Source organism: Micromonospora sp. RP3T (assembly GCF_003027925.1).
GTDB lineage: Bacteria > Actinomycetota > Actinomycetes > Mycobacteriales > Micromonosporaceae > Micromonospora.
This window is the reverse complement of the sequence record NZ_PYPS01000002.1, coordinates 21,213-42,074: the sequence shown is the minus strand read 5'-3', so window position 1 is coordinate 42,074 and position 20,862 is coordinate 21,213. Positions and strand designations below refer to the sequence as shown.

20 protein-coding genes are annotated in these 20,862 nt (G+C 70.3%); 11 read left to right on the top strand and 9 right to left on the bottom strand.

Going from position 1 to position 20,862, the window contains the following annotated elements:
• Window positions 1-245 precede the first annotated feature (245 nt).
• From C8054_RS02155 to C8054_RS02145, 3 genes are all read right to left on the bottom strand, one after another.
• Complete coding sequence (locus tag C8054_RS02155) at window positions 246-641, bottom strand: hypothetical protein (protein ID WP_107154983.1); 396 nt, start codon at window positions 639-641, stop codon at window positions 246-248.
• A gap of 30 nt (window positions 642-671) precedes the next feature.
• The gene (locus C8054_RS02150) at window positions 672-2,681 is read right to left on the bottom strand and encodes a hypothetical protein (protein WP_107154982.1); all 2,010 of its coding nucleotides are present in this window, start codon (window positions 2,679-2,681) and stop codon (window positions 672-674) included.
• A 212-nt stretch (window positions 2,682-2,893) separates the two neighbouring features.
• Window positions 2,894-3,301, bottom strand: coding sequence for a helix-turn-helix domain-containing protein (locus C8054_RS02145; RefSeq protein WP_107154981.1), 408 nt, complete (start codon window positions 3,299-3,301; stop codon window positions 2,894-2,896).
• 127 nt (window positions 3,302-3,428) lie between these two features.
• Here C8054_RS02145 and C8054_RS02140 point away from each other — a divergent pair, with 127 nt between their 5' ends.
• Window positions 3,429-4,283, top strand: coding sequence for an NmrA family NAD(P)-binding protein (locus C8054_RS02140; RefSeq protein WP_107154980.1), 855 nt, complete (start codon window positions 3,429-3,431; stop codon window positions 4,281-4,283).
• A gap of 112 nt (window positions 4,284-4,395) precedes the next feature.
• The gene (locus C8054_RS02135; RefSeq protein ID WP_107154979.1) at window positions 4,396-5,073 is read left to right on the top strand and encodes a DUF3159 domain-containing protein; all 678 of its coding nucleotides are present in this window, start codon (window positions 4,396-4,398) and stop codon (window positions 5,071-5,073) included.
• Here the strand turns inward: C8054_RS02135 and C8054_RS02130 are convergent.
• Together C8054_RS02130 and C8054_RS02125 are read right to left on the bottom strand one after the other, a co-directional pair.
• Entirely contained in the window at window positions 5,070-5,801 is a 732-nt protein-coding gene (locus tag C8054_RS02130; protein ID WP_107154978.1) for a MerR family transcriptional regulator, read from the bottom strand. The genes C8054_RS02135 and C8054_RS02130 overlap by 4 nt on opposite strands.
• Window positions 5,802-5,816: 15 nt before the next feature.
• A complete protein-coding gene (locus tag C8054_RS02125) occupies window positions 5,817-7,085 on the bottom strand; it encodes an FAD-binding oxidoreductase (protein WP_107154977.1) in 1,269 nt (422 codons plus the stop codon).
• A gap of 70 nt (window positions 7,086-7,155) precedes the next feature.
• Here C8054_RS02125 and C8054_RS02120 point away from each other — a divergent pair, with 70 nt between their 5' ends.
• Window positions 7,156-7,818 carry a TetR/AcrR family transcriptional regulator gene (locus tag C8054_RS02120; RefSeq protein WP_107154976.1) on the top strand — a complete coding sequence of 221 codons (663 nt, stop codon included), beginning with the start codon at window positions 7,156-7,158 and terminating at the stop codon, window positions 7,816-7,818.
• Here the strand turns inward: C8054_RS02120 and C8054_RS02115 are convergent.
• Window positions 7,793-8,452: a M23 family metallopeptidase gene (locus tag C8054_RS02115; RefSeq protein WP_233219444.1), complete on the bottom strand. Its 660-nt coding sequence runs from the start codon at window positions 8,450-8,452 to the stop codon at window positions 7,793-7,795. The genes C8054_RS02120 and C8054_RS02115 overlap by 26 nt on opposite strands.
• A gap of 153 nt (window positions 8,453-8,605) precedes the next feature.
• On the opposite strand from C8054_RS02115, the gene C8054_RS02110 reads away from it, so the two are divergent.
• Window positions 8,606-9,055: a CGNR zinc finger domain-containing protein gene (locus C8054_RS02110; RefSeq protein WP_107154975.1), complete on the top strand. Its 450-nt coding sequence runs from the start codon at window positions 8,606-8,608 to the stop codon at window positions 9,053-9,055.
• 208 nt (window positions 9,056-9,263) lie between these two features.
• Here the strand turns inward: C8054_RS02110 and C8054_RS02105 are convergent, their stop codons facing one another.
• The 3 genes from C8054_RS02105 to C8054_RS02095 all read right to left on the bottom strand — a co-directional run bounded on the left by C8054_RS02105 (window position 9,264) and on the right by C8054_RS02095 (window position 12,772).
• The gene (locus C8054_RS02105; protein ID WP_107154974.1) at window positions 9,264-10,130 is read right to left on the bottom strand and encodes an alpha/beta fold hydrolase; all 867 of its coding nucleotides are present in this window, start codon (window positions 10,128-10,130) and stop codon (window positions 9,264-9,266) included.
• Between the two features lie 127 nt (window positions 10,131-10,257).
• Window positions 10,258-11,445: an enhanced intracellular survival protein Eis gene (gene eis / locus C8054_RS02100; RefSeq protein ID WP_107154973.1), complete on the bottom strand. Its 1,188-nt coding sequence runs from the start codon at window positions 11,443-11,445 to the stop codon at window positions 10,258-10,260.
• Between the two features lie 100 nt (window positions 11,446-11,545).
• On the bottom strand, window positions 11,546-12,772 hold the full coding sequence (locus tag C8054_RS02095) for an MFS transporter (RefSeq protein WP_158273778.1): 1,227 nt from the start codon (window positions 12,770-12,772) through the stop codon (window positions 11,546-11,548).
• Between the two features lie 525 nt (window positions 12,773-13,297).
• Here C8054_RS02095 and C8054_RS02090 point away from each other — a divergent pair.
• Genes C8054_RS02090 through C8054_RS02060 form a run of 7 tightly spaced genes read left to right on the top strand, consistent with a single transcriptional unit; the run spans window position 13,298 to window position 20,659 of the window.
• Complete coding sequence (locus C8054_RS02090) at window positions 13,298-14,617, top strand: SidA/IucD/PvdA family monooxygenase (protein WP_233219443.1); 1,320 nt, start codon at window positions 13,298-13,300, stop codon at window positions 14,615-14,617.
• Window positions 14,614-14,985: a cupin domain-containing protein gene (locus tag C8054_RS02085; RefSeq protein ID WP_199199486.1), complete on the top strand. Its 372-nt coding sequence runs from the start codon at window positions 14,614-14,616 to the stop codon at window positions 14,983-14,985. Before C8054_RS02090 ends, C8054_RS02085 begins: the two co-directional genes overlap by 4 nt.
• Entirely contained in the window at window positions 14,982-16,535 is a 1,554-nt protein-coding gene (locus C8054_RS02080) for a class I tRNA ligase family protein (protein ID WP_107154970.1), read from the top strand. Before C8054_RS02085 ends, C8054_RS02080 begins: the two co-directional genes overlap by 4 nt.
• Complete coding sequence (locus C8054_RS02075; RefSeq protein WP_199199484.1) at window positions 16,532-17,671, top strand: FAD-dependent oxidoreductase; 1,140 nt, start codon at window positions 16,532-16,534, stop codon at window positions 17,669-17,671. The genes C8054_RS02080 and C8054_RS02075 overlap by 4 nt, the downstream gene beginning before the upstream one ends.
• On the top strand, window positions 17,668-18,975 hold the full coding sequence (locus tag C8054_RS02070) for an ATP-grasp domain-containing protein (protein WP_107154969.1): 1,308 nt from the start codon (window positions 17,668-17,670) through the stop codon (window positions 18,973-18,975). Before C8054_RS02075 ends, C8054_RS02070 begins: the two co-directional genes overlap by 4 nt.
• Window positions 18,972-19,307: a hypothetical protein gene (locus C8054_RS02065; RefSeq protein WP_107154968.1), complete on the top strand. Its 336-nt coding sequence runs from the start codon at window positions 18,972-18,974 to the stop codon at window positions 19,305-19,307. Before C8054_RS02070 ends, C8054_RS02065 begins: the two co-directional genes overlap by 4 nt.
• Window positions 19,304-20,659: an FAD-binding oxidoreductase gene (locus C8054_RS02060; RefSeq protein ID WP_107154967.1), complete on the top strand. Its 1,356-nt coding sequence runs from the start codon at window positions 19,304-19,306 to the stop codon at window positions 20,657-20,659. Before C8054_RS02065 ends, C8054_RS02060 begins: the two co-directional genes overlap by 4 nt.
• Window positions 20,660-20,862: the final 203 nt, after the last annotated feature.

Below are 20,862 nucleotides of genomic sequence, written 5' to 3'. Positions count from 1 at the left end.
TGCCGGGCGTCGGCGACAGCGCCTCATGGCCGTCGTCGAGGAACTCGAAGAACTCGTAGGGCGCGGCCCGGAGCACGAGCCCGGGGTCCACCACAGGCTGCGGCTGCACCCGTCGTACGACCCGGAAACAGGAACGGTGCGGGGCAAGTGTCGACCTTGCCACGCACCGTTGGTTCCGGTCCGTGTCCGAGGGGTGATCGGCACCGCCGCCCCACCACACCGACAGGGGACCGTCACGGCTCCTGCTACAGGTTGTTGATTCGGGCCAGCAGCTCTGCCTCGGTCAGGTTTTCCAGGACCGCGTCCTGCTTGCGGCCCAGGACCGCCAGCAGCTTCTCCTTCTCCAGCTTCCTGGCCGCCGCCGCCTTCGCCGCCTGGTCCTCCGCGAGGCGGACGGCGATGACGTGCTTGACGACCTCCAGCTTGGTCTCCAGGGTCGCCTTGGCCGGATCGGCCTCGGTGGCCACGAACGACTCGGTGTCGACGGCCTTGAGTTCGGCGTTGACGGCCTTGGCCACATCATCGAGGCTGAAGCCGGACTTGGCGGTCAGCGGAAGCTCCCACAGCTGTTCCGTGGTCAGCAGTCCCTTGGTCGACGGATAGCGGAACTTCTCCCGGGTGGCCTTCTCGAAAATGGTCACGGTGACCTCTCTGGAATATCGGAGCAGGGATCAGAACTGGATGCTGATGAGGCGGCGCCGTCCGCCGGTCATGGTCACCTTGGCGAGCGCCGAGCTACGGACGGTGGAGCTGAAGCCGAGGCCGGAAAGCTGGTCCGGAGCCGGTTCGCACCTGGTGCGGTCGCCGAGCACCTCGAACACCTTGCGGTGCGGCTGCAGGTCGCCGCGGAGGAACTCGTTGTAGATCCCCCGCGTCGGCTGGTCGTTCACGCACCCCTTCAGGATGAAGAAGTAGTGCCGGTTGCCGACCTCGTTGTCGTCGAAGTAGTTCGGCGAGTACATGATGGTGGACACCGGTACGAACTGTTCGGTGGTGATGCCCCACAACTCCTTGCCCGCACTGCCCGGCCGCACGTCCGCACCCGGTCGGAAGGCGGTGATCACCCCGCCGGTGACCGTCATCCGGCCCACGTCGACGGTCTCCTTGTGGCCGACCGCGCGCTCGTGGCGGTAATGCTCGATCTTCCCGTTGCTCTCGGTCTCGACCACGAAGCCGACCTGGGTGCTGTCCCGCTTGCGGTACTGGTTCACCTCGATCCGGTACGCACCGTCGGGGACCCGGTCGGTCCAGGTGACGTTCTCCACCGGTTCGCGGGAGAGTGTCCCGCCGGCGTTCATGTCGACATCCAGCTTGTTGCGCTTCTCCTGGTACCAGATGTGGTCACCGTTGGGTTCGTACACGTGCAGGTCGAGGTCGTCGTGGTTGAACCAGGACAGGCTCACGCGCAGCTTGCCGGATACGTTGCCGCCGGCCCGCTTGACCCTCTCCCTGATCGAGTCGGTGACGTTGCCGCCGTACGACCAGGCGAAGTCGTTGTCCCACTTGAACAACCGGGGTGCAGCCGGGTGCCGGCCGGTGGTGAGGCTGACCAAGTTCGGCTCGTGGGAGTTGGCGACCCACAGGTCGATGGTGGCGGCGCCGGGCAGGATGTCCTTCAGGAAGGAGACCACGGGGATCTCCTCCGGCTCGGCGTCGCGAAGCAGCGCACTCGACGATCGGGGGGTGGCCGCCCGCATGAGCAGCCCCTCGATGCCGTCCTTCATCCATTCCTGGGCGTCGTTGTCGACCCACAGCACGTTGGTGACCGACACGTCGGACAGCCGGGCGAAACGTCGCTGCAACGACTCCTCGACGCCCAGCTCGGCAATGGTCCTCATGGCGGCCTTGACCATGCCCGGGGTGATCAACGCCGTGGGGCGCTGGTAGTTCTGCGGCGCCACCTTCGCCTCGAACGACCGGACCGCCTGCTCCAGGTCGACGCCCGCGGAGAGATCCTGGACGAGCGTGCCGATCACGGTGTTGCGCAACCGGGCCGCCGGGTTCATGGCGTTGGCGTAGACGAAGGCACGCCGGTCGGGAGCCTGGGTCCACCGACTCTGCAGCGAGCGGAACTCGGTCAGCGCCCGACGATGCTCCGCGCCGCGGTAGAGGGCGTTGTCGTCGACAAGGTCGACGACGGTGTCCAGAGCATGCCGGGTCAGCTCGGTCAGGCCCCGGTGAAAGACCTGCGCCGCGGCGTCAAAGGCGCCCTGCGCCGCGCCGACGTCCTCGGTGCGGTGCCGCTCCGCCACCCGGCCGTGCAGGTGGTGCCAGACCTCGACCTGGCCGTCGCGCAGCGTCCGGGTGGTCTTCGTTCCGTACTGCGCCTGAGCGGACCGGAAGACGGTGGACAACGGCAGCGAACGAACGAACTCGTCCAGAGCGGCGGCGACCACGGAGAAGACCGGGTCGGAGGCCGACACCCCGGCCCAGACGGTACGGACCCGCCCGTCGTGGATCTCGACGACGTTGCCGAAGTGCTTGATGAAACCACGGCAGGTCGAGCAGTCGTACTCGGATCGCTCACGGAACCGCGGATTGGTGCCGGCGGGGAAGGAGTCGAGAAAGGTGAGCCAGAGTGAGTCCCGGTCGAGACCGTCGCCCACGACGTACAACTCGCCCTTGGACATCGTGGACAGACGCGACGTCACATCCGCCACGAACTGCTGGAAATCGCCCACCGTTCCATCCCCCTTGATCGCCGGTGATCCTACGGAGCGAACGCCGACCGGAGAAACGCGTATTCGGCCGTCCGCACGGTCGAGCAGGACGGTGATGAGGCGGCGGATCTCGTCGACGGTCAACGGGATCACGTCCGGATGCTCGGGCTCGTCGCGCGGGCTCGGTTGGCAGCGCAGATCGCGAGGATGGCGAGGCGACCAGCACCAGGTGATCAGGTGGAGCGTTTTCCGACGCGCTCGTCATACCCTTTCCGGGCGTCGAGAACTTCCTCGATGTGCTGCACTGACCAGTCGGTGAGCGCCTTCAACGGTCCTCGCAGGGTCTGGCCGAGCGGCGTCAGCTCGTACTCCACGCGGATCGGTACCTCCGGATACACCGTCCGCAGCAGCAGCCCGTCGCGTTCGAGGGTGCGCAGCGTCCGGGTGAGCATCTTCTCGCTGACTCCCGCGAGTTGCTGCCGTAGCTGCGTGAACCGGCATGCTCCATGTCTACCGAGCTCGCCCAGCACGAGAACGGCCCACTTGCTGCCGATCTGGTCGAGCACCTCACGCGACGGACACCCACGAGCGTAGGGATCCCACGAAGAAGTGGGCCCACTCACTTCCCGAGTCGGCGGCACACACCTCACCTCGATCCTTGCATCGGGGTGGCCACCTTACCCGCAAGTGCGTCCTTACCAAAGGAGAGTGACCAGGTCATCGTGGGTTCACGCCGCGGGAGTTCCGCGGCAGGAGGGAACGAACATCATGTCGATCGTCGTCACCGCAGCCTCCGGACAACTGGGCCGGCTCACCGTCGAGGCGCTGCTGTCCCGTGGAGTGCCCGCTTCCGAGGTCGTCGCGACCAGCCGTGACGTCACAAAGATCAAAGACCTCGTCGACCGCGGTGTCGTGGTCCGCCGGGCCGATTTCGCCGAGCCCGACAGCCTGCCCGCGGCTTTCCAGGGCGCAGACAAGCTTCTGCTGGTCTCCACCACGACCCCGAGCGAGCGCGTCGCCAACCACCGCCGCGCCATCGACGCCGCAGTCGCGGCGGGGGCATCGCTTGTCGCGTACACGAGCATGCTGCGCGCGGACACGTCCACCACCAGCCTCGCTCCCACCCACAGCGCCACGGAGAAGTACCTGCGCGAGCGGCTGCCCAGCGTGATGCTGCGTAATGGCTGGTACCTGGAAAACTACACCGCCCAGCTCCCTCAGGTGCTGGAAGGAGGAGTCGTTGTCGGGGCCACCGGCCAGGGAAGAATCAGCGCCGCGACCCGCGCCGACTACGCCGACGCCGCTGCGGTCGTGCTTACCGCCGACGGCCACACCGGCAAGGTGTACGAACTGGGCGGGGACGAAGCCTTCACCCTCACCGAGTTGGCCGCGGCGATCTCGGCCGCCACCGGTAAGCAGATCGGGTACGTCGATATGGCAGCCGACGCGTTCGCCCGGGTGCTGACCGACGCGGGTGTACCCACCGAATTGGTTCCCGTTCTCGCTGACGCTGATCTGGCCATGAGCCGCGACGAGATGTTCACCGATTCCGGCGACCTGCGGCGCCTGATCGGACGGCCGACCACGACCCCGGCCGAAGCGATCGCCGCCGCCCTGCGCTGAACACCCGACCCCGCCCGGGAGGTGATCTGGTCGGTCGTCCCCACCATGAGGTTCGACATACCGTGTGGTACGGGCTTGACTGTGCCGTTGCGGCACACCGGCTAATGGATCAATGCTGAACGAGGTCGAACCAGCCGGGCTGCCGGAGCGGCACCACGGCCCCACCCGTCCTGACGACAGCGCCCCGCCCACCCTGCTGCACCGGATGGGCGGCGTGGCCGGGTTCGTCCACTCGACGGTTCCGGTGATCGTGTTCGTGACGGCGGACGCGTTCCTGCCGCTGCCGGTGGCCGTCGGGGTCGCGGTCGCGACCGGGCTGGCGTTGTTCATCATCCGGCTGCTGCGCGGCGAGCGTCCCCTGTCCGCGGTCGGCAGCCTGCTCGGCGTGGCGGTGGCCGCCGGGATCGTCGCGTGGACCGGCTCCGCGCGGGACTTCTTCGTGATCGGGATCTGGGCCTCGCTGGCCGGATTCGTCGTCACGTTCGGGTCGCTGCTGGCTCGTCGGCCACTGACCGGTGTCATCTGGAACGTGCTGCACGGCGGCGGGCACGCGTGGCGAGCCGACCGGGCCGTACGCGTGGCACACGACCTGGCGACCCTCGCCGCGTCGGCGGTGTTCGGTTCGCGGTTCGTGGTGCAGCAGTGGCTCTACCTGAGCGACAGCACCGGCGGGCTGGGCGTCGCCCGGATCGTCATGGGCACGCCGCTCACCGTGCTGGCCGCGCTGGTCGTCGTGTGGAGCTTCCGGCGCAGCACCGGACGCCTCATCAGGGCCGGCGCGGACGACTAGTCGTGCGGTTCGGACAGCAGTCGGTTGGTGCGCCGCAGCACGTCCAACTGCGCCGGACTGTAGAGCTCCGCCAGGGCGGTGCTGATGGCCTGTTGGACGTAGCGCGCGCTGTACCGGGTGCCGGTGTTCGTGATCGTCGCGCCGGGGTGCTCCGCGTACAGGGTGCGTACGTAGGGGGCCAGGTCCCGGGCCACGGCGGCGCGGGTCTGCTCGTCGGCGTCCGCGGGGAGCGTGTCGAACCGTTCGGCGACCGGGTCGGTGACGGGCTTGCTCAGCATGTCCGCCCAGGCTCGCATGGTGTCGGCGCCGAGCACCCGGGTCAGCACGACGACGAAGGATCGGTCGGCGGGCGGCATCCCCGTCACGGCTCCGGCGGCGGCGAAGCCGGGTGGCAGTTCCGCCGGGGTGGGCTGCCGCAGGATGACGGCGAGTTCGAGGCGGGCACGTTGGAGTCGTTCGATGGTGGCCGCGAGTTCGGTGTCGAGGGTGCGCAGGGCCGCCACGGGCTGATCGTCGGTGTCCGGCATGGCCGCGATCTGGGACAGCGAGAACCCCAGCTCCGTCAGGCGCCGGATCCGCAGGATCCGGACGAGGTGCGCCACCCCGTACTGCTTGTACCCGTTGGTGCGCCGGTGGGGTTCGGCCAGCAGGCCGATGTCGTGGTAGTGGCGTACCGCTCGCAGGGTGGTGCCGGCGAGCTGGGCGATCTCCCGGGTGCTCCAGGCCACTGCGCACCTCCTCGGTCAGAGCCGCCCCGGGGCGTGGAACACCAGGTCCGGGTCGTATCGCTTCCTGACGGCGCGCAGGCGCTCGGCGTTCGGTCCGAAGGCGGCGGCGGTGCGCTCGGTGTCCTGCGGGCCGAGCAGGTTGGGGTAGCCGCCCGGCAGCCGGTCGGTCCCCCGCACCCACGCCTTGTGCTGGTCCTCGTCGGGGTCTCCCGGTTCCCAGACCGCGATGGTCTCGACCATCAGGTGCGGCGTCCGGTTGCGGAACGCGGTGGCGTCGGCGGGGACGCGGGCGGCCGCCCCGTGCAGGCTGTGCAGCGAGATGGCCGACAGCGGCGAGGTCGTCGCGCGCGCGGCGTCGAGCAGGACCTCCTGGACGGTACGGTCGAGTCCGGTGACCGTGCGCGAGCCGATCTCGACGTGGCGGCCGGCCGGGAACATCGCGTCGATCTGCGCGAGCTGCTCGGGCATCGTGGTCGGGCCGAGCTGCGCCGTCAGCGGCTCCCCGAGCTCGGTGAGCCGTTGCAGCACCGTGGCTCCGGCCTCGGGATCGCCGCACCAGGTCGGGGCGGCGAAGAGCGCCGGCTGACCGGTCGGGGCGGTGATGAAGCCGGACTGCACGGTCAGCTCGTCCGGCCCCCGCAGCAGCGACTCCGCCAACGCCGGCAGCACGTCGAACCGGAACATGATCATCCCGGCCAGGATCGCCGGCACCGCGTGCAGCCGGATCCGCATCGAGGTGACCACGCCGAAGTTGCCGCCACCGCCGCGCAGCGCCCAGAGCAACTCGGTAGCGTGCTCCTCGTCGGCGGTGACCAGCGTGCCGTCGGCGAGCACCACGTCGGCCGACAGCAGGTTGTCGGCGGCGAGGCCGAACCGGCCGCTCAGCGGCCCGTATCCACCGCCGAGCGTCAGACCGGCCATGCCGACCGAACCGGCCGTCCCGGTCACCGCGACCAGACCGGCCCGCTGCGCGGCCGCGGCCACGTCGGCCGAGGTGGCACCGCCGGCCACGGTGGCGACCCCGGTGGCCGGGTCGACACTCACCTGCCGCATCGCGCTCAGGTCCAGCGTCAACCCGCCGTCGGCCAACGCGCGACCGGCCCAGTCGTGGCCGCCACCGCGCACCGACAGCGCAAGGTCCCTCTCCCGAGCGGCCCGCACCCCCGCCTGGACGTCGGCGGTGGTGGCGCACCGAAGGACGGCGAGCGGACGGCTGGACACCGCCCCGTTCCAGATCGTCCGCGCTGCTTCGTACTCCGGTCCGGACGTCACCATGTCACCCATCTGATCATGGTAACCATCTACTTATCAGAGTCCAACTCTGGTGAGTAGTACGGGCTATGCTGAGCCGACCATGACAGAAGCACCGAAAGGCCGCCGAGCCGAGTACGCCGCAGCCACCCGCGCCGCGATCATCGACGCGGCCCGCCTGCTCTTCGCCCGCCACGGATACTTCGCCACGAAGATCGAGGACATCGCGGTGGAGGCCCGCGTCGCGCCCGCCACGGTGTATGCGGTGGCCGGCGGCAAACAGGGGCTGATCCGGACGCTCGTCGACCTGTGGAGCGAGGCGCCGATCGTGGCGCAGACCCTCTCCCGCCAGGCGACCCTCACCGACCCGGACGAGATCCTGCGGAACACGGCGGCCACGGTCCGGGCCATGCGCGAGACGTACGGCGACATCATCCGGCTGATGCTGTCGACCGCGCCGCACCACACCGAGGTCGCCGAGGCCCTCCGGCTGGCCACGAAACGTTACCGGGACGCCGTCGAAGTCGTCGCCGTCCGACTGCGCGACGTCGGCGGCCTACGCGCGGGGATGGACGTCGCGGAGGCGACCGACATCCTCTGGTTCTACTTCGGATACTCCGGTTACTTCACCCTGCTCGACGACAACGGCTGGACCTTCGAGCGCTCGGAACGCTGGCTGGTCGACCAGGCCACCACGGCGCTCCGCGCAGAACCCGCCACCGCCGGGCCGGTCGCGGGCGTCACCGGCCGGTCGGGTCGCAGTTAGCGCTGGTGCGCCGGACCGCGTACTCCCGGTCGTCGGAGGTGATGCCGGAGGCCACCCCGTCGAAGTGGGCCTCCACCTTCTCCCGGCCCCGGCGCTGCTCGTAGTGCAGGTGCGGGGCACCGGAGTTGCCGGTGCTGCCGACCGAGCCGAGCCGTTCACCCCGTTCCACCCGCTGACCGGCCCGCACCGCCGGCGGTTCGAGCAGGTGCAGGTACTGCGTCTGCCACTTCCCGCCGTGGTCGATGACCACCCAGTAGCCGCCGCCCCGACCCTTCGGGCCGTTCGGTTCCTGTCGGGTGCGGCCACCCAGGGAGCCGTTGATCCCCGCCACGGTCACCGTGCCGGCGGCGGAGGCCAGCACCGGCCGCCCCCACGCCTCGCCGGTGGCGGGGAAGAAGTCGACGTCGTAGTCGTCGTGGCCGGGATAGGTGGACAACCGCCACGTTTCGCCACACGCCACCGGGAGCTGGAACGCTGGGCGCGGACCCGGCGGCCGCAGCAGCGGCGCCACGACCACCGCGGCGGCAACCAGCGCCGCGCCGACCGCGGCGAGCACCGCGACGCGGGTCACCCCACGCCGCGACCGTCGCGGGCGGGAGTCGTACGGCAGGTCACCGGTCATCGCTTCGATCATGGCACGCGCCTCAGGCTCGGCGGCCCCGCAGCTGCCCTCGGTGACCGGTGCGCGGCACGCCGGGAGGTCGGCTGGCCTTCCTCGCCGCCGGTGCCGGGCGCCGGAGCGGTGACATCCGATCGGATAACCTGTCAAGCGAGGTTTGGAGGTTACATGGACGAGGAACTACTTCTCACCCTGCTCAACAGCACACCCGTGATCGACGGCACCCGCACCGACATCCTCGACCTCGACGTCGACGACCCGGCACTCCTGCGTGCCGGTCGCGACCTCCTGCAAGCCGTCGTCCGCGGCGACGAGCCAGCCACGGCTCTGGCACCACTGCTGCACGGCGTGACGTCACACCCGTCCATCGACGAGGACGGCCACCTGCTCTGGACCACCGACGCCCACGGCGCCCGGAGCATCCTGCTGCGGGCGATCACCGCCTGGGACGAGATACGGCGCACCCGCCCCGACCGGCTCCGCCCGTGCGCCAACCACGAGTGCGCGCTGTTCCTGCTGGACCGCAGCAAGTCCAACAGCGCCCGATGGTGTTCCATGGCCACCTGCGGCAACAAGCTGAAGGCCCGCCGCCACTATCAACGAACCCGACGAGGCTGACCGCCGCTCCGGTGCACCACCGCGAGGACCGGCGCCCCCGGCGGGAGCGGTCCGCGATGACGCTCGACCGCCGACGAGCCGGCTCCGCTCGCCGTCGCCCGCCGGCCCGATCGACACCGCCGATTCGGGATCCATGACGACGAGGGCTCGATGACCCGTCCCGCCCGAGGAGGCGGCGCGGGGCACGCGACGCCCGGCATCGACCAGGTCAGCGTCCAGGCAGTCCGGCCAGGAACTCCCGGACCAGCCGGGACACCTCGTCGAGGTTGGTCTCGAGCAGGAAGTGCCCGCCGCCGGGCACCAGGTGGATCTTCGCGTCCGGGAGGTCCTCGGCGAACGCGCGGGCACCGGCCGGGCCGAAGATCTCGTCGCCCGCGCCCCAGACGGCCAGCAGCGGCGGCCGGTGGGTGCGGAAGTATTCGTGCAGCCTGGGGTAGAGCGGCGGGTTGGTCGCATAGTCGTAGAACAGGTCGAGCTGGACGGCGTCGTTGCCCGGCCGGGACACCAGGGCGACGTCGTGCCACCACACGCTCGGGTCGACGAGCGTCGGGTCGGCCACACCGTGCACGTACTGCCAGCGGATCGCCTCGAGCGACATCGCCCGGCTCATCGCGGCCTCGGTCTTCTCGTTCCGATCGCGATGGAACTCCCATACCCCGTCCCAGAAGGACGGCACGAAGCCAGCCTCGTAGCCGTTGCCGTTCTGGGTGACGATCCCGGTGATCGCCGAGGGGTTGCGCAGGGCCAGTCGCCAGCCGATCGGGGCGCCGTAGTCCTGCACGTAGATCGCGTAACGCTCGACCTTGAGCTGGGTCAGCAACTTCGCGGTGAGGTCGGTGAGCGCGTCGAAGGTGTAGGTGAACTCCCGCACCGACGGGGCGTCGGAGAGCCCGAAGCCGAGGTGGTCGGGCGCGATCACATGGAAGTCGCCGGCCAACCGCGGGATCAGCTCGCGGAACATGAACGAGCTGGTCGGGTAGCCGTGCAGGAGCACGATTGTCGGCTTGGACACCTCGCCGGCCTCCCGGTAGAAGAGCCGGTGCCCGTCGACCGAAGCGTACCGATGGTGAACCATGGAACTAACCCCCTTGTTTGTCTTTGACGGTTAGATCATGCAACCGTGCTCTGCAACCTGTCAACAGAGCCATGGGGGTTAGACACGGAGAGCCGTTCCACGGCCCTCACCCCCAGCCGGCGGTGCGTCAGCCCTTACCGAAGGCGTACGGCGTGCGGCGGGGCAGCAGCGCGCGTAGCTCGGCCGCCACGTTGTCGGAGATGTCACCCAGGCCGCGCGCGACGACGTCGACCGGGTCGAGCACACCGTAGGCCAGTCCGGACAGCCCAGCGGCGGTGAGCGTGGCCCTCTCCCCGGCCTGTCCGGCGACGGTGACGTCGATCGTCCCGCGGGTTCCGTCGAGCAGATACCGCCCCGCGAGGAGCTCGTCCTCGACGATCTCCAGCTGAGCCCGCCCGGAGCCGCAGGACACCCCGCGGAGCGCATCCATCGACAGGAGTCGACCCATGAGGGGCGGTGACGTGGGGAAGGCCGCCCTCGCCTCGGTCCGGACGGCAAGGGAGCCCGCCCAGGTCTCGGGGTGCTCGTCCGGCGCGACGGTGACCGAGATCTGGGCGACCTGGTGGACGTGCTGGGCGAGGAACTGGAGCAACAACGCCCGCCCGAGCCCACTGGTGTACAGCAACTCGTCACCGTGCAGGCGGCCGCCGTAGCCGTCGATGCGGTAGGTGAGCACACCGACCACCTCCCCGTCGACCGAGGCGACGGCGAGCCAACGGTCGGCGGGGGCGAGGACGCGGACAGCTCGGTAGTCGGGGGTGAACATGACACCGTGCCGTTGCGCCAGCAGACGCCGCTGGAAGGCGCGGTAGACCTCGAAGCCATCCTGTATTCCCTGCCAGGACACGTCACCGGGGAGTTCGACGCCCAGCAGCGGCGCCAACCCCTCGGGCGCGAACGTCGCCGTACGGTTGAGCGGCAGCCCGACGTAGCCCAGTTGTTCGTAGAACGACGGGTGGAAGGGATAGAGCGTGGCCAGCAGGTGTCCCGTGTCGAGCATGTCGCGGTGAAGCCGGCGCATCAATCGACGACAGTGGCCCTGTCGGCGGGCCGCGGGATGGGTGGCCACCCAGGCGATGCCCGCCATGCGCGTGACGGTGCCGCGCAGGTTCTGGTGCGTCGGGATCGCCGCCGCCGTGGCGAGCGTCCGGCCACCGCTCTCCGCGATCAGCGTGTGGTTGCCCTCGTGAAAAGGGAGAATGCTCGCCAGGCCCTCCGCCGCGTCCGGGGACGGCGATTCGTCGAAGGCGTACGGATAGAGGGTGAAGGCGGTGCGCAGGCGTTCGTCGCCGGACACCTGGCGGATGTCGCTCATCGGGATCAACCTTTCCTTGCCCGGCATGCTCGATCGGAACAATCCGGCCCGCCCTCGGACGGGCCCGTCATCTGGCGTGCGACGTCGCGCGGCGGTCGCACTACGGGGTCTGGCGCGGGGGTTTCATCCCGAGCCGGGCGCACCATGCCGCCACCAGGCCGAGTCCGCCGCACAGCCACCAGACCCCGTTGCCCAGCCCCACCCACGCCGCGACCCCGACCAGCGGGCCGGCGGCCATCCCCAGGCCGAACGTCGCCTGGTGCGCGCTGATGTAGCGGGCGTTCACCGGCGCGGGGAACGTGGCGGGGTAGGCGAACATGGTGGGCCCGTTGATCATGGTGCCGAACACGAACACGACGGTGCACGCGACGAGCGCCACGGCTGAGCCACCGCTGACTCCGAAACTGGCCGCACCGACCGCCATGAGCACGGTGCCCGCCGTCGCCGCGACGTGGGCAGGCCGACGTACGACACTTGCGGTGATCTTCAGTTCGCAGAGGATGAGCACGATCGACGCCGTGACCAGTACGCCGCTGTACAGACCGGTGGAGTGCCCCTCCGTGCTGATCTTGAGCGGGAGGACGACGTTGAACTGGACGTAGATGACGGCACTGATCAGCGTCGAGGCGAGGAAGAACCAGAACCGCGTGTCGCGCAACAGGATCCCGTACCCCGTGCGGGTACCGGTCCCGACCCGGACGACCGCGCCGGGCGCCTCCCGTCCGGTGCGCAGATCGGGTAGCAGCCAGCGGGCGAGGATCGCGTAGAACAGCGCGGTGGCGGCGTCGAACCACAGCAACAGGTTCCAGTCCAGCAGGATCAGCCCGGCGGCGATCAGCGGGCTCAGCGCGGCGCCGATATTCAGTGCGATGCGCATCATCGAAAAGCCCATCACGCGCATGTCGTCCGGCATCAGGTCGCTCAGCAGTACGGCCGCGGCGGGACGGTAGCTCTGGGTCGCGAGCCCGGCCAACAGCATGGCGACCGTCAGCACGCCGAACGTCGAAGGTCGGCTGAGCAGAGGCAGGACGGCGAGGATCGCGGCGGAACCGAGCATCGCGACGGTGATGGTGCCACGCGGGCCGACGCGGTGGATCAGCTCGCCGCCGACGAGCACGCCCACCACCGATCCGACGCTGTAGGCGGCGATCGCGGTGCCGGCCTGCCCGGCGGAGAACCCGCGGAAGGCCAGGTAGAGCACCATGAACGTCTGGACCAACGCGCCGAGCTGGTTGACCAGCACGCCCCCGAGCAGACAACGCACCGGTGTCGGGGTCCGGCGCAGGACGGTGAGCACACCGGCGGGTCTGTCGAGGGTGGCGGTCACGGCGATGTCTCCAGGTGGCTCGTCGTCGGGTGGCGCGCGGGCACGACATCGAAGGTCGTCTCTCCTGCCGTCGGCTGCCATTGCAGCGCGCCGACGAGTTGGTCGGAAGTTTTGACCGCGCAGAAGAACCAACTCGCACACTCCCGTGGGAATAGCTTCCAGCAGAATTGGCGGCCACGACGGATCGCCGCGGATGACAACCGCTGGTCGACGGTCGAACGCTGCCGCGGTCCGACCGGAGTCGCGACCGGACCGCTCGCGCCTCACACATCCCGACCCCTTTCATTCGGCCGACAGAGGTCGTATCCGCCATACCGATAAACTCGTCGACCGCGCGGTCACGATCACTTGATTGTCTTCCTCCCCCAATGCTTTCCATCAATGCGTACGTCGGCTTGAGTGAATGCACGACAGCCGGAAAACGCTGTTGTCGACGGTGCGTCGCGCCCCTACGGCGTGCCGTCGCGGCACGTCACACCCATCCCGGAAGGAATACACGTGTCTGTCCATGACGTGGATGTTCTGATGATCGGCGCAGGTCCGTCGAACCTCGCGCTGGCGGTGGCCCTCGAGGAGTGCGACTCACCCGAGGTCGCCGACAGGGCCATGATCCTTGAGCAGTACGGGGATGTGAAGTGGCAGCGGAATCTGCTTCTGCCGTGGACCCGCAGCCAGGTGTCGTACCTCAAGGATCTGGTGACCCTGCGGAACCCGCGCAGTCGCTTCTCGTTCCTGAACTTCCTGCACGAGAACGGGGAACTCGACGAGTTCGTCAACCTCGGCACGTTCAATCCGTTCCGGTGGCAGCTGTCGGCCTACCAGCAGTGGGTGGCCGACACGTTGGAGCACGTCCGGGTGCGGTACCAGGTCCGCGCCGAGCGGATCCAGCCGATCCGCGCCGACGACGCCGCGGTACTCGGCTTCGTGGTGCACCTGTCCGACGGCGACACGGTCGTCTGCCGCGACCTGGTCTTCGGTGGCGGCCGGGACGCCTTCGTGCCCGAGGTGTTCCGCGGCCTGCCCACCGAGCGCGTCATCCACAGCACCGAGTACGGCAGCCGGGTCGGCGCCGCCACGAGCCTGGCCCGCGCGGGCGGGCCACTGCGGCCGGTGGTCGTCGGTGGCGCCCAGAGCGCGGCCGAGATGTTCATGGCGCTGCACCAGGACGCCCCCGGCTCGTCGCCCGTGATGCTGCTGCGCTCGATCGCCCTCAAGAACTACCAGACCAGCAAGTTCGTCAACGAGCTGTTCTACCCGTCCTTCGTGGACACCTTCTTCGGCATGTCGGACCAGGTTCGCCACAAGGTGCTCAACGAGATGCACCTGACGAACTACGCGGGCCTGGCGCCGCCGTTCCTCGACGAGTTGTACTCGATGATCTACCGGCAGAAGATGCTCGGCCAGCCCGTCTCCAGCGTCCGCGGGCTCACCGAGGTCGTCGGGGCAACGGTCGAGGCCGTGCCCGGAGGCAGCGAGGAGGTGGTGCTCGAGGTTCGCGACCTCCGGTACGACAGCGTGGAGCAGCTCCGATGCGACGCGCTTTTCCTGGGCACCGGTTTCGACTCACGGATGCCGGCGATGGTGCGCCAACTGGCCGACACCATCGGTCTGCCGAAGGTCACCGTCAACCGGCACTACCGCGTCGAACTGGGCGCGGACGCCAGGGGCGCCCTGTACCTCCAGGGCGTCAACGAAGCCACGCACGGCATCTCCGACTCGCTCATCAGCGTCCTCGCGCAACGCTCGGCCGACATCGTCGGCGACATGGTCGACCGCCGTGTCGCCGACCGGGGCGCCGGCGTCGACCAGGTGTCGGCCGACCGGGCGCTGGCGGTGCGGGCATGATCGACATTCACCGCCTCGACCGTGATCACCTGGAGCCCGCCTACGGAATCGCCGGCCAGCGCCTGCTGCCCTGGCCGGCGCTCAACGCGCCGTTCGAGGGCGCCTGGTGCGTCCTGCGTGCCGGGACCGAGTCGACTCCGCACTCCCACCACGAATACGAGATCTTCATCGCCGTCGCCGGCACCGCCACGGTGGTCGTCGACGAGTCGCGGCATCCCTTCGCCGCGGGCGACATCGTCCGGTTGCCGCCGGGGTCCACCCACCGGGTGGTCAACGACGGCCCCGACGACTTCGAGTACTACGGACTCTGGTGGGACCCCGAGATGTCGGCGACGTTCCTGGCCCGGCACGAAGCGGATCGACGATGAGCACCCGGACGGTGATCATCTCGCCGGCGCCGACGGCGAACGGGGACCTGCACCTCGGGCACATCGCGGGCCCGTTCCTGGCCGCCGACGTGCACACCCGCTACGCGCGGGCGCAGGGACGGGAGGTGCTCCTGGGCACCGGTTTCCAGGACACCTCGACGTTCGTGGTGACGGCCGCCCACCGCCGCGGCGTCCACCCGGACGAACTGGTGGCCACCTCGGCCGCGCAGATCGAGTCGACCCTGCGGACGATGGGAGTCGGTGTCGACAGCTACACCGGCGACGACGACCGTTTCACCGGGTGGGTCGTCGACTTCATCGGCCGGCTGCGCGCGGCAGGCCGGCTGGAGCTGCGGACGATGCCGTTCCCGTACTCGGAGCGGACCGGGCAGTTCCTGGTGGACGGCTTCGTGTCCGGCAACTGCCCGGAGTGCCTGGCCGAGGGCTGCGCCGGGCTGTGCGAGAGCTGCGGGCACCCGGTGCCGGCGGGCGAGCTGCTCAACGTGCGGTCCACCCTGGACCCGGACGAGCCGGTGCCGCTGCGGGACGCCCGGGTGCTCGTACTCCCGGTCGAGCGCTATCGCGACCGGCTCCGCACGCACTTCGAGCGGCACGCCGACGGTATGCGACCGCACATGGCGCAGGCGATGGCGCGGGTGCTGTCCCGACCACTGCCTGACTTCCCGGTGACCTATCCGGTGCCGTGGGGCATCAAGGTGCCGTTCCCGGAGGTCGCGGGGCAGGTGGTCAACCCCAACGCCGAAGCGATGGCGTGGAGCATGCACTGCTCGGCGCTGGCGGCGGAGAACCGGGGGCACCCCCCGGCCGGCGAGGACGCACTCTGGCGGGCCGGCAGCGAATCGGAGATCGTCTACTTCCTCGGATTCGACAACTTCTACCCGTTCGCGGTCACCGGTCCGGCGATGCTGCTGGCCTGCGACGACCGTTACGAGCTGCCCACCCGCTACCTGACCAACGAGTTCTACGAGCTGGACCACCAGAAGTTCTCCACCAGCCGCGGACATGTGGTGCGGGGCCGGGACCTGGCTGCCGAGGTGCCACCCGACCTGATCCGGTTCTACCTGGCCACGACCAGCCCGGAACACCAGCGGACCAGCTTCAGCCGGGACGCGCTCGCGAGAGTCACCGAGTCCCGGCTGACCGGGCCGTGGAACCGGATCGCCGAGCGGGTGAGCCGCTGGGTCGGGCGCGGCCCACTGCCGGTGTCGGCGCGCTCGCGCCACGCCGCAACTCGCATGTCCGACCGGTTCGTGGCGTCCTACGAGCTGCCCGGGTTCAGCCTCAACCGCGCGGCGGAGGCGATCAGCGACCACCTGGCCAGGCTGGACCGCTGGCCGGCGGCAGACGACGACGCCGGCGACTTCTGCTTCGAGGTCGGTTGGCTGCTCCGGGCGGCCGCGCCGATCCTGGTCGACCTGGCGGCCCGGGCCCTGGGTGAAGCCGCGACCGCCAGCACGAGTCCCGCCGAGGTCACCTCCGTCGTTCCGGTGCCGCTACCGCGGCTGGCCGCGGCGAGGGGCGGGCGATGACCGGGGCCACCTGCCAGGCGGACCGGAACCGGCCGCGGGTCGTGGTGGTCGGTGCCGGCGTCACCGGGCTGCTCTCCGCGATCCGGTGCGTACTGGCCGGGCACCGCGTGGTGCTGCTGGAGCACGGCCCGATCCCGCATCCGGAGTCGACGTCCTTCGACCAGCATCGTGTCCTGCGCGCCCTGGCCACCGGCGACGTGGCCGGCACCGGACGGGCGGCACGACTGCACCGCCGCTGGCGTGAGCTGGACTCCCTGATCAGTGGGGGTCTGTCGGGCGCCCGGCTCTATCGGCGCGTCGGGGTGCTGACGGCACTCCCCCCCGACGGGGTGGCGTCGGCCGTCGCCACGGCCGACGCCACCGGGCTGCCGATCCGGGTCACCGATCCGGCGGACCGTCCGCACATCGGCTTTCCGGCCGGCGCCACTGTCGTGTTCGAGCCGCACGCGGGCGTCCTGCTCGCCGACCGCATCCTGCGGGCAGCGGTCCGGTGGTTACGGCGTCACCGGCTGGCGGACCTGCGGCCCGGCCGGGAGGTCGTCGGCGTGGGACCGGACACCGGCCGGGTGCTGCTGGCCGACGGCTCGATCGAGTCCGGGGACGCGGTGCTCGTCACGGCCGGGCCCTGGTCGGCGACCCTGATCGACCTGCCGGTGACGCTGCACCGGCAGACCATGGTCTATCTGCGGCCACCGGCCGAGCTGGTCCACAGCTGGGCGGCGGCCCCCGCCGCGGGTGGGATCGGCACCGACGGCCGAGCATGGTTGCTGCCCGCGGTGGCGGGCACCCTGCTCAAGATCAGCACCGATGCCGTCCGGCGTGAGGTGACCACGCTGTCCGATCCGGACGACGGAGCGGGCTGGGCCGCCCGGGTGCTCTCGGCCGGCATCGTGGCCGACGTCCACCGGTACGACGTCGTGCGCGTACGGCACTGCCACTACGCCACCGCGGCCGGCGGGGACACCGGTTTCGTCCGGATCGGGCTCCGGGCCTGGGCCCGCCCGGCCAGCGGGGGCGACGGATTCCGCACCGCTCCGCATGCCGTCGACGCGGTCGTCGACGAGCTTTCGGGGTCGAGCCGCCGGTGCGGCGTCGACCCCATGACACCCACCGCACCCTGGAGGACCCTCTCATGACCGCACCCGCACCCGCACCCGGCGCGCTGCTCGTTGTCGGCAGCGGACTCAGGCTCTACCGCGAGTACATCGTCCGTGCCGTCGCCGACCGTGCCCGCAAGGCCGGGCTGCGGCTGGTGCTGATCAACAATCTCCGGCCGACCTGGCAGCACGAGTACTTCGACGACATCGTCGTGGTCAACGTGTTCGACCACGGGTTGCTCGCCGAGACGGCCCGCGAGCTGGCCGGCAGGTACACCGTCACCGGGTTGATGTGCTGGGACGAGCCGCTGGTGATGCCCGCGGCCGAACTGGCCGCCGAGTTCGGCGTGCCCGGTCTGGGCGTACCCGGAGTGCACGGTTGTCGGGACAAGTACAGCTGCCGTACCCGGTTGACCGCGGCCGGCGTACCGCAACCCGGGTTCGAGCTGACCGCCGATCTCGACCAGGCCCGCACGGCCGCCGCCCGGATCGGGTACCCGGTGATCGTCAAGCCGCGTGCGCTCGGCGCCAGCATGGGGGTGTCGCTCGCTTCCGACGAGCGGGAACTCGAGTTCGCGTACCGGGTCGCGCACGAGGCCAGCCTGGTCGGCGACGAACCCTACCGCGGTGGAGCGATCGTCGAGGGCTTCGTCGACGGTCCGGAGATCAGCGTCGACGGCGCCGTGCACAAAGGCGAGTACCTGCCGATGTTCGTCGCCAGAAAGACCACCGGCCAGCCACCGTTCTTCGAGGAGACGGGGCACGTCGTGGACTCCGCCGACCCGCTGCGGTCCGACGACACGCTGCTGGACGCGCTGGTCACGGCGCATCGGATTCTAAGCATCGAGAACGGCATCACGCACACCGAGGTTCGGCTGACCCCGGACGGCCCGGTGATCATCGAGGTCAACGGCCGCCTCGGCGGTGACCTGATCCCGTATCTGGGTCAGATCGCCACCGGCATCGAACCGGGCAGCGTGCTGTTCGACGTCGCCACCGGCCAGCGGCCCGACCTCACCCATGCCCGCGCCGGCGTCGCCGGCATCCGGTTCGGCTACCCCGACCACGACTGCGTCGTGCACTCGGTCGCCGTACCCGAGCAGGCGCCCGGCCTGGTTCTCGCGTCCCGCATGGTCGAGCCGGGCACCACACTGCGGCTGCCACCGGGCGGCTACATCGCCCGCCACTCGTTCGTCGTCTGTTCCGCCCCGGACCCGGAAACCTGCGCCCGGCAGCTCGACGACGCGGTGGCACTTGTCGAACTGGATGCCGAACCGGTCGCTCCCCCGCCGCCGGGCACCACTCTGACGATGCCCGCCGGGCTGCTGGACGTGGACGCGTGAGCATCGACTACGACGGCCGTCGGTTTCGCGCGCTGGGCGGCGGCGACGGCACCTGCGCCACATACCACCAGCGCGGGGACCTGGTCTGGGCGATATTCGAGGGTGGACGAGTCCGGCGCGGCACGATCACCGGCACCTGCGACGAACACGGCGTGCTCAGCCTGGCCTACACCATGGTGCTGGCCGGCGGCGAGGTGATCGCCGGGCACAGCACCAACACGCCGCAGTGGCTCGGCGACACCCTGGTGCTGCGTGAGGTCTGGCAGCGCTACGGCGAGCACACCGCCGCCGGCGTGTCGTACCTCGAGGAGATCCCGGGAGCGGCGCGATGACCGGGTGGCGGACGCTACGCGGCCTCGTCGAGGGCGAGCTCCGGCTCCCCGGCGATCCCGGCTTTTCGGAAGCGGGCTCGCCGGCGAACCGGCGGTTCGCCGGCATCCGACCGGCCGCCGTCCTCACGGTCGCCCACGCCGGGGATGTCAGCCGAGCCATCGACTGGGCCCGTGCCGAGTCGGTGCCGCTGGTCGCCCGCGGCGGCGGTCACAGCTACGCCGGCTACTCCGTGTCCTCCGGGCTGGTGCTGGACCTGCGGAGGCTCGCGGGTGTCCGGTTCGACCCGGACAACGGACAGGCAGTGGTGGCGGGCGGCACCCCGATGAAGGCCATCTACGCGGCCCTGCGGCCGTACGACGTCACGTTCCCGCTGGGCAACTCCGACACGGTCGGCATCGGGGGCCTGACCCTCGGCGGGGGTGTCACCACGATCTCTCGCGCGCACGGTCTCACCTGCGACGCGCTGGTCTCGACCGACGTGGTACTGGCCGACGGGAGCAGGGTCACCGCCTCGGCGCGGGAACACCCGGACCTGTTCTGGGCGTGCCGGGGTGGCGGGGGCGGCAACTTCGGTGTCAACACGAGCTTCACCTTCCAGGTCCGCCCCGCTCCGGCCGGGTCGACCTGCCTGGTGCTGTGGTCGTGGCCGCACGCGGTCGACGTGCTCGCCACGATGCAGGAGATCATGCGGACGGCGCCGGACGGCTTCTCCGCCCGCATCGGCATCGCCCGCGCGCCCGGCGGCGCGGGTGTCGTGTCCGTGGTGGGCCACCACCTCGGCCCGGCAGCGGAGCTGCGCGAGTTGCTGGCGCCCGCCCACGCCGTCGCCCGGCCCCACCGGGCCGAGGTCGAGGACCGGGACTTCTGGGCCGCCGCCACCTACCTGCACCACAGCAGCGCCGGCGGCGCCTTCGCGGCACGGAACCGCTGCGTGCCGCACCCGATCGACGACGCCGGACTGGTCGCACTGGTCCGGGCCGTGGAGACGTGGCCCGGCAGCGGGAACGCGGACGGGGCCGGGGCCGCGCTGTTCGCGTGGGGCGGGGCGATCAGCCGCGTACCGGTGGCGGACACCGCGTTCCCGCATCGCGACACCCGGTTCCTGCTCAGTCTCGACACCTCATGGGCCGAAACCGACTCGCCGCAGGTCGTTCGCGCCAACCTGGACTGGCTGCACGCCCGCTACGTCGAGTCGGGCCGGTTCGCCCCTGACGCGTCCTACGTCAACTTCACCGACCCCGACCTCGAAGACTGGCAGCGGGCCTACTACGGGCCGAATGCCGATCGGCTCGCGCAGGTCAAACGCCGGTACGACCCGGACCGTTTCTTCGCCTTCCCACAGGCGGTGTGACCGCGTACCGGCGAGTTCGACGTTCCGCACCGATTCGGCCCGCGAGCGGCACCCGTCCGAGCCCTGCCACCGGGGCCGGGTCCGGACGGGTGCCCGACGGGCGAGCTCGCCCGCGATCAGACCGCGACGGGTACCGGACATCGCGCCGCTGGGCGGGCCCCGACAAGGGTCAGAGCCGCGTCGGCACACGTCCGGACGACGAA